This is a genomic window from Phaeocystidibacter marisrubri, assembly GCF_008933165.1.
In the GTDB taxonomy this organism is placed as follows: domain Bacteria; phylum Bacteroidota; class Bacteroidia; order Flavobacteriales; family Schleiferiaceae; genus Phaeocystidibacter; species Phaeocystidibacter marisrubri.
The window spans coordinates 182,501-194,662 of the sequence record NZ_WBVQ01000002.1; the positions used below are offsets into that span (position 1 = coordinate 182,501).

The 12,162-nt window shown below is 45.6% G+C and carries 8 protein-coding genes; 2 read left to right on the forward strand and 6 right to left on the reverse strand.

Going from position 1 to position 12,162, the window contains the following annotated elements:
- Positions 1-47: 47 nt before the first annotated feature.
- Positions 48-734, forward strand: coding sequence for a hypothetical protein (locus F8C82_RS08185; protein WP_151693104.1), 687 nt, complete (start codon positions 48-50; stop codon positions 732-734).
- Here the strand turns inward: F8C82_RS08185 and F8C82_RS08190 are convergent.
- From F8C82_RS08190 to F8C82_RS08200, 3 genes are all read right to left on the reverse strand, one after another.
- Entirely contained in the window at positions 721-1,707 is a 987-nt protein-coding gene (locus F8C82_RS08190) for a YpdA family putative bacillithiol disulfide reductase (protein ID WP_151694065.1), read from the reverse strand. The two genes, F8C82_RS08185 and F8C82_RS08190, sit on opposite strands and share 14 nt — an antisense overlap.
- 98 nt (positions 1,708-1,805) lie before the next feature.
- Positions 1,806-4,067 carry a helix-turn-helix domain-containing protein gene (locus tag F8C82_RS08195; RefSeq protein ID WP_151693105.1) on the reverse strand — a complete coding sequence of 754 codons (2,262 nt, stop codon included), beginning with the start codon at positions 4,065-4,067 and terminating at the stop codon, positions 1,806-1,808.
- Between the two features lie 130 nt (positions 4,068-4,197).
- Positions 4,198-5,355, reverse strand: coding sequence for a cytochrome-c peroxidase (locus F8C82_RS08200; protein WP_151693106.1), 1,158 nt, complete (start codon positions 5,353-5,355; stop codon positions 4,198-4,200).
- Between the two features lie 127 nt (positions 5,356-5,482).
- On the opposite strand from F8C82_RS08200, the gene F8C82_RS08205 reads away from it, so the two are divergent.
- Positions 5,483-6,769 carry a T9SS type A sorting domain-containing protein gene (locus tag F8C82_RS08205; RefSeq protein WP_170266198.1) on the forward strand — a complete coding sequence of 429 codons (1,287 nt, stop codon included), beginning with the start codon at positions 5,483-5,485 and terminating at the stop codon, positions 6,767-6,769.
- Positions 6,770-6,882: 113 nt separating this feature from the next.
- Here the strand turns inward: F8C82_RS08205 and F8C82_RS08210 are convergent, their stop codons facing one another.
- From F8C82_RS08210 to F8C82_RS08220, 3 genes are all read right to left on the reverse strand, one after another.
- Positions 6,883-7,407 carry an ankyrin repeat domain-containing protein gene (locus F8C82_RS08210; protein ID WP_151693108.1) on the reverse strand — a complete coding sequence of 175 codons (525 nt, stop codon included), beginning with the start codon at positions 7,405-7,407 and terminating at the stop codon, positions 6,883-6,885.
- 115 nt (positions 7,408-7,522) lie between these two features.
- Positions 7,523-10,906: a methylmalonyl-CoA mutase family protein gene (locus F8C82_RS08215; RefSeq protein ID WP_151693109.1), complete on the reverse strand. Its 3,384-nt coding sequence runs from the start codon at positions 10,904-10,906 to the stop codon at positions 7,523-7,525.
- Positions 10,907-10,969: 63 nt separating this feature from the next.
- Positions 10,970-12,064, reverse strand: coding sequence for a hypothetical protein (locus F8C82_RS08220; protein WP_151693110.1), 1,095 nt, complete (start codon positions 12,062-12,064; stop codon positions 10,970-10,972).
- Between the last annotated feature and the right edge of the window lie 98 nt (positions 12,065-12,162).

The window sequence follows — 12,162 nt, forward strand, 5'->3', positions numbered from 1 at the left end:
GATACTTCGACGAGATGAATTGACCCATTCTGTACGTACATTGCAGTATGAAATATGCAGCTTTTCTACTCCCTCTTTTAGCGCTGGCTTGTACACGCATTCCTAGTAATGCCACTAAAATAGAAGCCGAAAGTGCACATTATAAGATGTTTATTGAAGATAATGGTGTGCTGTCTCAAACTCCAATTGAAGTATTTATCCATATCGTACCCACGGATGATGGATTCTTGCGCACACAGTCGATGGTTGCAGAAGGGCTTCACTTTGAAGACACCTTGAAACTCGATCATTGGGGACGTCCACTTAAACATGTGAATCACCAAGGCAGTAAAAAGACACAGATTGAGTATTCGCGTGAATCAGCCAGTGTTAGCCAAGGCGGCGACTTTATCCCTTACCCTATCTTACCGGGCACCATAGATGCCATCCAGCTGGATTTACTGCTGAGTAAAATCGATACGATAAAGGACACCATCGACCTTCCTATCTTTAACTCCACTTCTGGAGATATTGTGTTTTATCAAGTATCGGAGATTAAGAAAGACTCTCTAAATAGCCATTTTACTTCCTTTGAAAAAATCCCAGTCGCCCACCGCTTTGCCGTTGCTCCAGGCCACATCTACGAAGCGTGGTACAATGAAAAATTTATCCTCCCCATTAAAACACGTGTCACTTCAGCAGGTTCTACCTACGTTTATTGGAAGTTAGGAAAAGAGCCCGTTAGATGGCAGTGAGATGATTCTCCAAGTGTTTCGCAATGACCTCTGCGTGAACACGACTGTTTTCAATGAACCATTTATTGGTTTCCATTCCGCCACAAATCACGCCCGCAAGATGGATTCCGCTCACATTGGTCTCCATGGTATCAGAGTCATAGATGGGTTTTCGCAGTCCATCCTCACTTTGCTGTATTCCCAACTTGCTCAAGAATGAGTAGTCGGGTTCATAGCCCGTTAAGGCCAATACAAAGTCGTTTTCAATCTCTTTCTCTCCCTCGGGTGTTTGAATCCGAATGGAATGATCTCGGATTTCAAGTACTTCAGAATGAAAGTAGGCCTTGATGCTCCCTTCTTCAATGCGGTTTTCAATATCTGGTTTAACCCAGTATTTAACCCGGTCACCAATTTCACCCTTGCGGACAATCATGGTGACTTCCGCCCCCTTGCGCCAACATTCGAGTGCTGCGTCCACGGCGGAATTCATAGCTCCAATCACGGCCAACTTTTGCCCGTAATATGGGTGAGCCTCTCGGTAGTAGTGCTGCACTTTAGGCAGCTCCTCACCAGGAATATTCAAGCGATGTGCAATGTCGTAGAATCCGGTGGCAATGATGATTTTCTTCGCGGTGTAGGATGATTTTGAAGTTTGGACGGAGAACGCTCCATCTTCTCCTGTAATCTCTTCAACCGACTCATAAAGTGCCAGATTTAACTTCCAAGATTGAGCCACCCTCCGGTAATATTCAAGGGCTTCACTTCGGGTCGGTTTGTGGTTGTGGCTTATAAAGGGAACATCTCCTATTTCAAGCTTGTCGCTTGTGGAGAAAAAGGTCATTCCCAATGGATAATTATAAAGCGATTGAACGAGAGGACCTTTGTCTATAATAACGTAGTTCCATCCTCGCTTTTGAGCTTCTATTCCACATGCTAGCCCAATGGGTCCTGCCCCAACAATAACTATATCGTACACTACTTGCCTTTCTATCATTTTTCTAGACGAATATTCTGTAACCTCTTTCTCGAAAATGAGAACAGCTCCGTTAACATTCGTTCTACCTACTTGCAACAGGTTACTAGTGGCTATGTTCACTCGTCTTCACCTACGGCATTCAAGTGGGCTTGCACCAATCTCAGTTCTACGTAACTATAAGCATCTCCTGTGTCGGCCTTCCAGTCAGAGAGCGAATCCTGCCCTTTGTAGGTCTTGGCAATTTCCTCCACCTTATCGGCGTCCATCAACTTCTTTAGATCTACTCTACCTATAGAAACTCCTCTTGATAAGTGTCCTACGATGGTGGCTTCTGTGAGATCGCGTTCCTTGGCTATTTCAGCAATATCCTTTCCATCATCAAAGAGCTTAAAGGTCACTTCATAGGTAGATTCCTTCTTCGTCTTCACCTCACCTGTGCGTTTTTTGCCCTTACGAGAACGCTTGCCACTCATGAGCGATAAATCGTTCTTGGCGCGTTCCACTTCGGCTTCAATATGCTCTTTTCTCCACTTGACAATTCTCTCTTGAATGCGTGGATCTTTCTCTGGCAATCCTCCACCCAATAAACTCTGAGTCCATCCAACCACTGTTGCAACACGCTGCCATACCCCAATGATCTGAAGATCGACTTCTTCTAAATCGTTGGTCATTTTCTTCACCCCTTTGAAGCGTTGAATGTCGGCTTGAAAACCATAAATGAGAAGGAGGCGCTCTTTGAGTTGAGCTTCGAAATACTCTGCACCTTTCGTTAATCGAGCGAACATTTGCTGATGATCTCCCCCTTGAAGCAGTCGAAACAACTGCGCTTTGAAAGTCTGACTCACACCATATAACTCCTCGAACGATTCTTTCCAGGTTCTGGGCCACTTGTCAATTCGCTCCAAATTAAAATTCAGAACACTCGGCCACTTGGACATTACTTTATCCATCTTGAGTCGGACAGGGTCTAAATTGAAAGCCTCCATCACCAACTCTGTAATGTATTGTGTTTTTCCAGTGTTTAACGCACTTTCAAGATCTTGATTCGACTTCTTCTGTTCTGTAAAACGAACTACCTCGGCGTCGTTATCAACGGCACTTGCTGGAATGGGTGTTCGCAGGGTTAGTCCATCTAGACTTCGCAATCGGCTCAGTGCCACATAGACTTGCCCTGGCGCAAAGGCCTTACCGACATCAATAAGTGCTTTGTCGAATGTGAGTCCCTGGCTCTTGTGAATGGTCACGGCCCATGCGAGTTTGATGGGATATTGATAGAAGGCTCCAACCACCTTCAGTTCAGGATTGATCTCATCGTCTTCCACGGCATATTTGGTGTTCTCCCATTTCTCTTGTGGAACAATGTATTCATCCGTTTCACCATCGAGAATAACGGTAATGGTATCCTCATCCAAATCAACCACTTTGGCCAATTTGCCATTGTAATAGCGCTTGACAATAGACGAATCATTCTTGATGAACATCACCTGAGCGCCCACCTTCAATTCCAACTTCAATTCACAGGGATACATGCTCTCTGGGAAATCACCTTCCACGGTAGCACTGTAATAATACGTATCTGCCTCTAGAGCTTCCAGAGACCTCGTGTTGATCTCATCCACTTGTCGGTTGTGAGTAGCAAGGGTTATCACTCCTTCTTCACGCTCTGCTCCCGGCTTAAAATGAGCATTCAAGAGTTTTCTATCTTCCTCTGTAATCACATTCTGCCGAAGGTTGTTCAGCACATTGATAAAGACATCATCGGTTTGACGAAACACTTTTTCCAACTCCACATAGACAAATCCTTCATGCCGCAATGCGTGGGCATGAAAGAAGTGAATGCTGGGATAGAATTGCGACATCACGCCGCGTTCAGCATCTTTCAAAATGGGAGGAAGTTGAAACAAGTCACCGATAAATAATACCTGCACACCCCCAAAACTCTTCTTCCAATTGTTCTTAGCCTGACGGAGGCGAACATCAATGGCATCCAAGACATCCGCCCTTAGCATGCTTACTTCATCAATCACCAAAAGCTCTAAGGCTTGTAGAACTTTTTGACGTACAGCATTGAGTGGATGCGATCGGAAAAGTATCTCTCGGGTATGAAACCCGCGTTCCTGCTCCGCTGTTAAACGGTAGGTTGGATCAGGAATAAAACTTCCAAAAGGCAAGAGAAACTGTGAGTGAATCGTCACCCCATTGGCGTTTAGAGCGGCAATTCCCGTAGGAGCACAGATCAAATAGTTCTTGTGTGTTCGATTGGCTAAATCTCGCAAGAAAGTCGTCTTACCCGTTCCCGCTTTTCCCGTAAGAAAAATGTGACGCGACGTGCTGTTCACAAAATCTGCAGCGGTTTGAATGGGATCTTGAAGAGACATTGTACACCTATTTTTTAGGAATGGCCTTCAAATATAGGTCGACAAAAACGGAGTGACCCGAATCTCACCGAACAAAAAAAGCCACATCTCCAAAGCCACCACTTCCTACTGCTCCCATCGCTATCCACTCTTACTTAAAGGGATCACTGTATTTGGAATCAGCTAACACCGTTGGATCACTTAGTGTGAGAAGGAAAGCGATCAAATCTGCCTTCTGAGCCATGGTTAGATTGAGAACCAATGGCTGACCATTTACGCGAAGTCGAGGATCGAGTGCAGGTCCGTTTTGAATGCCGTTGTCGTAATGCTCCACCACTTCAGCAAGGGTCGAAAATCGTCCATCGTGCATGAAGTGTTGCCCCTCATCTATGGTTTTCAAACTCGGTGACTTAAACACCGTCGTTTCTCCGGCATCCAATCCATTCGACAATGAAACACCAACTAAAGTAAAGGCCGGTGGAACATGACAACCTGCACATCCAGCTCCCCCTGTATTCGGTGGACCTAGAAAGATGGCTTTCCCTCTATTCTCTTGTGCGGTAAAGTTTGGAAAAGATGCACCGATACCTTGTCCGGGTGCAGTTGGATCATAAACTTGCGCATATCCCTCATCAAACCTGGAATGGACGCTGATTATTGAACGCATGAACTGCGCAAGAGCCTTCTGAATTCTATCTTCAGAAATGGACGAATCACCAAAGGCCAAATCAAATAGCGGTGGATAGTAGGATAGAGAATCTAGTCGCTCAACCACACGTAACATTCCTCCATGAAGTGAGTCAAATCCCATTTCCAAACCATTCTGGATAGGCTGTGTGCTTTGCTCTTCTAGGGAAGCCGAACGCTTGTCCCAGAAGAAAGAACCCGCTTCGTAAAACCTCGCATTTGCCAACCTCATAGAGTGCACTGTGGTTTGCCCCCCTTCAAACCCAGAACTAAATTGATTCTTATCTGAAAAAGACTCATGCTGCGCATGACAGGAGGCACAGGATACCGACCGATTTCTGCTCAGCGATACATCATAGAAGAGCACCCTTCCCAAAGTCGCCCCTTCATTTGAGATCATATTATCCGCAGGCGTATTGTCAAAGCGGGCGAAGAAAGCGTTGTTGTAAAAACTCGGAAAAGACGGATTCACATAATCTGGCAAATGATCGGGATCGATATTAAGAGTAGCGGTAATCGTCTCCCATTTAACAGGATCAGCATTGCCAGGTTGAAGAGGTTCATCCGTCTGGCACGACTGTAAACCCACGGCAAGCACGGCCATTTTGAGAAAGTATTTCATAGGGTATTCGTTTGTCTTTCAGATGCGCGGAGATTCCAGTGGTTTAAAATCCATTCGAATTCTTTTCAATCAACGCAACCATAATCTCCACTTCCACGTAATGGGAGGCATACTAACTCTATCATTTATGAAAAGAAGGATAACTCTATTTAGCATCGCAGCTCTATGCGTTGGATTCTCGCTGAATACATCGGCTCAGATTCTGAGAGGCTCAACCACTGTAAGTGGAACGAACAACATGGATATTACGGTGACCGTCAACACCAATACCAACATGGTGGAAATTGAAATGACGGGAATGAACGGTACCTGGTTCGGGTATGGATTTGGTGGAAGCTCTATGAGCGGTAGATACACAATGATCACCGACGGAGCTGGTAACTTTCAAGAGCGTCAACTAGGCACTCACACAGCTGGTTCAGCACTGTCGAGCAGTGCGACTGTTACGTCAAACACCACCAGCGGTTCGGTACGCACGGTAGTGGTAAGCAGAAGTCGTGTAGGACAAAGCGCTAGCTACTACACTTTCCCGAACACAGCAACCAACATTAGTTTGATATGGGCAAAGGGAAGCGGATCTTCTCTATCGCAACACTCTTCCAGCAACCGCGGATCGAGCATCCTTACCCTTCAAAACATCTGTAACTTCCCTGCCACGGTATTGCCAAACATTACGGTTTGTTCAGGAGATAGCGCCATGATCTTTGGCAATTGGGAATCACAAGCGGGAACGTATAGCACTACTCTTACCTCTTCTGTAGGTTGTGATAGTGTGGTAGAGCAAACACTTGTAGTTGCTTCAAGTCTTTCTGGAAACTTGCCACTCATCACCCTATGTCCTGGTGATTCTGCCATGGTATTTGGTCATTACGTAAATACTGACGGAAGCTACTATGACACGCTTCAGAGCAGTGGTGGATGCGACAGTATTGTTCGTCAAATTGTGAATACAGAGAATCTTGTTCCAGTGGTCGTTCAAAACGGTACTACGCTTAACGCTTCAGGCACCAATGCTACCTCTTATGATTGGATCGATTGTAACACCATGCAATCTACGGGAGTTAACTCTCCAATCTTCAATGCTACCGCGAATGGAATGTATGCGGTAATTGTGACCGGTAATGTGTGTACCGATACCTCGGCATGTTTCACCATCACGGGAATCGGAATTGACGAGAATTCGGTTTCAACAACATTGTCACAACCGAATCCATTCAACGATCACTTGCAAATCACAGGCGGTTCAGAAGGCGCCGAAATACGAATCTTCAATACAACTGGGGTGGAAATCTACAGTGCTACGAGAGAGAGTGTGAGTCAGGATATCCCGACCACCAACTGGCCTGCTGGATTATACATCATCCAAATCTCTACTCCGAGAGAAACACTTGTTCAAAAGGTAATCAAGCAATAAACATTGCCCTATCTTTTAACCAACTCACACAACAATCGGAAGTTTCCCTTGTTGTAGAATTAGTAAGTTGTATTAGGAAAGAGGTCCGTGGTCGCAATGACCACGGGCTTTTTTTATTCCTCTGTTTTTTCAAGTGCCGAAACAACCTCTGTGTGATTGAGTAGCACGGCATAATCTAGAGGCTTCCGATCATTTAGATCCGTGGCATTGACATCCGCTCCTGCTTCCAACAATAGATTCACAATGTTAATGTGATTGAACTGAGCAGCATAATGAAGTGGACTCATACCATTGGGATCTTTGTAGTTTGGATTTGCTCCGGCTTCTAGCAATACGGCACATGTTTCCGTGAAGCCTTTGTAGCAAACCGCTTGTAATGCAGTGGGTTCGCCTTCACTTCCAGACACGTCAATTCCCTGTTCAACGAGGTATTGAATGAATTCGGTTTGGTCGTGATACGCCGCTAAAATGAGTGGGGAATAGCCTTGACCATTCTCACTCGCTAAGGTGTCCACATTGATTTGTGCCATGGCTTTTGCCGCTTCTACGTTTCCCGTTCTGGCAGCGTCGAAAATATCATTCTGCGCAAAGCCAGAAACGGCACAGAATGATAGTAAGGTTGTGTACAGTAATTTCATAAGAATGTAATTTACAAACCATACGGCGATATTGGTGAAAGGTTGTGTGCAGAAAAAATTCAGTCCATAAAAAAAGGCGAACCGAAGTCCGCCTTTTCTACTATTACTTGTAAGCTTACATGTTTCTGCGGTACTGTCCCCCTACTTCAAACATGGCCTCTGTAATTTGGCCAAGAGAACAGAACTTACAAGCTTCCATCAACACCTCAAAGATATTCTCATTGTGGATGGCTGCTTTCTGAACACGACTAAGCACTTCCTTCGCACGCTCTTCGTTTGCGGTTTGCAAATTTGAAAGCATGGAAATCTGGTACTCTTTTTCTTCCGTGGTAGCACGAATCACCTCTTTCGGCAAGACCGTAGGTGAACCTTTGGAACTCAAGAAAGTATTCACCCCAATAATTGGATACTCTCCAGTGTGCTTCAGGGTTTCGTAGTACAAAGACTCTTCTTGAATTTTTCCGCGTTGGTACATGGTTTCCATCGCTCCCAATACGCCACCGCGCTCGGTAATGCGATCGAACTCTGTCAACACCGCTTCCTCAACCAAATCCGTCAACTCTTCAATAATGAAAGCTCCTTGAATTGGGTTTTCGTTTTTCGCCAAGCCCAACTCTCGGTTGATGATCAACTGAATGGCCATTGCTCTACGAACACTTTCCTCTGTTGGAGTAGTGATCGCTTCATCATAGGCGTTGGTATGAAGCGAGTTACAGTTGTCGTAAATCGCGTACAATGCCTGAAGGGTGGTTCGAATATCGTTGAAGTCGATTTCCTGCGCGTGAAGAGAACGTCCAGAGGTTTGGATGTGATACTTCAACATTTGAGCACGAGGATCTGCACCGTATTTCTGCTTGAGTGCCTTTGCCCAAATTCGACGTGCAACACGACCAATTACGGCGTATTCGGGATCTACACCATTCGAGAAGAAGAAACTCAAGTTCGGACCAAACTTGTTGATGTCCATTCCGCGACTCAAGTAGTACTCAACGTATGTGAAGCCATTGGCCAAAGTAAACGCCAACTGCGTGATAGGGTTTGCACCTGCTTCTGCAATGTGGTAGCCCGAAATTGAAACCGAATAGAAGTTTCTTACACTGTTATCGATAAAATAGCTCTGAACATCCCCCATCAAACGAAGGGCATATTCTGTAGAGAAAATACACGTATTCTGAGCTTGGTCTTCTTTTAAGATATCAGCCTGAACGGTACCGCGAACCACAGAGATGGTAGCCGCTTTGATCTTGTTGTAAACATCGGCAGGAAGAACCTCATCTCCTGTTACGCCAAGAAGCATCAAACCAAGACCATTGTTCCCTTCTGGAAGGTCACCTTGATAAGTGGGACGTGTGTATCCTTTGTCGTCGTACTTCGATTTGAGCACCTTCTCCACATCCGCTTCCAAGCCGTTCTCCACAATATACTTCTCACATTGCTGATCAATAGCAGCGTTGAGGAAGAATCCGAGAAGCATTGGAGCGGGACCGTTGATGGTCATGGAAACCGATGTTTTAGGATCGGCTAGATCGAAACCAGAGTACAGTTTCTTCGCATCGTCCAAACAGCAGATACTCACACCAGAGTTACCAATCTTACCATAAATGTCTGGTCGACGAGCGGGATCGTTTCCGTAGAGTGTAACCGAGTCGAACGCCGTAGAAAGACGCTTGGCTGGCATGCCCAAACTCACATAGTGGAAGCGCTTATTCGTACGTTCTGGCCCACCTTCTCCGGCAAACATTCGCGTTGGATCTTCACCTTCGCGCTTGAAAGGATAGATGCCCGCGGTGTACGGGAATTCACCTGGAACGTTTTCTTGAAGAATCCATTTAAGAATGTCACCCCAGCCTTTGTACTTAGGTGTAACCACCTTTGGAATTTGGCTGTGAGAAAGTGATTCTGTGTGCGTTTGAATCTTGATTTCTTTATCGCGCACCTTGAAGCTGTACACCGGATCTTTGTACATCTGGCGCTTAGCCTCCCAACCTTGAAGAATCTCCCAATTGTGTGGATCAAGGTCGAGTTTGGTCTTTTCAAATTGCTCTTGAAGACCTTTGAGCAATCTGTCTTTATCTTCTAATTCTGTGGCAGAAATGGTTTCGATTGAACTCTGTAAGCCATAGAGTTTCTGAGCCACTTCCACTTGATTGTCTACCCACTGATCGTAACCGCGGTTGTTCTCAGAAATCTCACTGAGGTAACGGGTACGATGAGGAGGAATAACGAACACTTTTTCGCTCATTTCCTCGGTGATGTGGAATTCTGAAGCCAGTGCTTGCGCACCTGTTCTTTCCACGATCGTGTCCATAATCGTGCGGTACAACTGATTGGTACCCGGATCGTTGAACTGCGAAGCGATGGTGCCGAAAACAGGCATATCGTCCACTTTCGCTTCCCACATATTGTGGTTGCGTTGGTATTGCTTCTTCACATCGCGAAGTGCATCCAGAGCTCCGCGCTTATCGAACTTGTTGAGGGCGATAAGATCAGCAAAGTCGAGCATGTCAATTTTCTCCAACTGTGTCGCAGCACCGTATTCTGGCGTCATCACATAGAGAGAAACATTGCTGTGGTCGAGAATTTCGGTGTCACTTTGACCAATACCTGAAGTTTCAAGAATGATCAAATCAAAGTTCGCCGCTTTCATCACTTGAACCGCTTCGGCCACATGTTTAGAAAGGGCAAGATTACTTTGACGTGTAGCAAGTGAACGCATGTACACACGAGGGTGGTTGATCGCGTTCATTCGGATGCGGTCGCCCAAAAGTGCGCCCCCCGTTTTGCGTTTGGATGGATCTACGGAAATGACAGCAATGTGCTTGTCTTCGTGATCGATGAGGAATCGGCGTACCAATTCATCCACCAGTGAAGACTTACCCGCTCCACCTGTACCTGTGATTCCCAAAACTGGGATATCGTGTTGGGCTGCCATTTCGTGAACTTCTTCGAACACGGCAGCACTTTGCTCAGGATAGTTTTCAGCTGCACTGATCAATCGCGCAAGGGCAAGGGGCTCCTTGTCTTTAATGCGCTCAATCTCGTCGGTAAGCACATCGCCAATGGCGTAGTCTGATCGTTCAATCAAATCGTTAATCATCCCTTGAAGGCCCATAGCGCGACCATCATCTGGGTGATAAATACGGGTAATTCCGTAAGCGTGCAATTCGTCTATTTCTTCTGGAAGAATGGTTCCTCCACCTCCACCAACAATGCGGATGTGCTCTGCACCTTTTTCTTTGAGAAGGTCATACATGTATTTAAAATACTCGGTATGACCACCTTGGTAAGAAGTCATTGCGATTGCATTCGCATCTTCTTGAATAGCCGTATTCACCACTTCTTCAACACTGCGATCGTGTCCGAGGTGAATGACCTCACAACCCGAAGATTGCATGATACGGCGCATGATATTGATGGCTGCATCGTGACCGTCGAATAGTGACGCGGCAGTAACGATACGAACCTTATGTGTGGGCTTGTAAGACTTCTGTGATTCCATCTGTGCGATTTTCTGTAGCTGCGCAAAGATACACGTTCCCTTTCGCTCAGGAAACCGAATGGACTATTCCGATAGTTGAACCAGAATATCTCGCAGAAAAGCATCGATTTCGTCGGTGGAATGAAGATCGAATTCACTGGCATATAGCTCTTTGATGTCGGTATAATCCATCAATCGCTTTAAACCCGCCAAGCCTTCTTTTTCAAACACATAGCTGCAAATTGATGCCGCCAAAGTAGTTTGTGGATTGGTCTTGTCGTCCATGTAATAAAAGTCTGGGGACGATGGAGAGATCTCGGGATGTTCCTTTAGATAATCCGCCAAGCGACCGTAATGCCATGTAGCCTCTTGTCCCATGCTTCCGCCATAATACACCGCGATTCCTTCTTGCAAGGGAGAGTTTGGATATAGCCGATTCAAATAGATGTGTACAATTTCATGGAAGTAACCCTCACCCCATCCCGACGAAAATGTATATCCCTCTTCCACAAAAGCAAAGCCTCCAGCTGCTGTATTCTTCGCCATGAAAATATTGTAGTCGAACCCTTTAAGCGCCTCAATTTCATCTTGAGTATCGGCAAAGTAGTATTCGATGTCGATGGGTTCTACCCCCCAATCCGACTCGAGCTTCTGAACTTTAGCACTCAACTCCATAGCTCTCACTCGGTTGAAGGAATGATAGGGCGGAAAGTGATAATGTATGTGTCGTACTGCTGCAGAATGCCAATCTTCGGTCAATACCGCCGCTGGCACGCGAAGCTTCCAATCTCCATTAATGCGGGCTACATAATAATTACCAACTCCATACACTTGAAACGGATAGCCTTCCACATCAACACTAAACAGCACTTGAACTCTCGCGTAGTCGTCGAAGTCGCGAATAGAGAGAACTGTTTTCCGCGTATGTTGATACATATTCCGACCACCGATCAATTTCATAATGTAATCAGGCTCCACAAATTTTTCTACGTCTTCTGCTAGGAAATACGATTGCGGCTCGGCCTCAGCATGAGTCATCATCTCATCCAAATACCCCTTTAAAAAGTGGAGTATTTCAGGGTTGGAATTAGACGTGGTATCTACTCCTACGTTGTATTCCAACTGCGCAGAAATGGACAGGGTGCTAAGAAGAAAGGCGAGGGATAGGAGGTGTTTCATGGGTAGCTTTTTGACGAAGTTCTCAAATCCAAATCTCAACTTCCGTTAAACCAAGGCTAAAATAAATTCATCCGATTTGACTACATTTCATATAATCA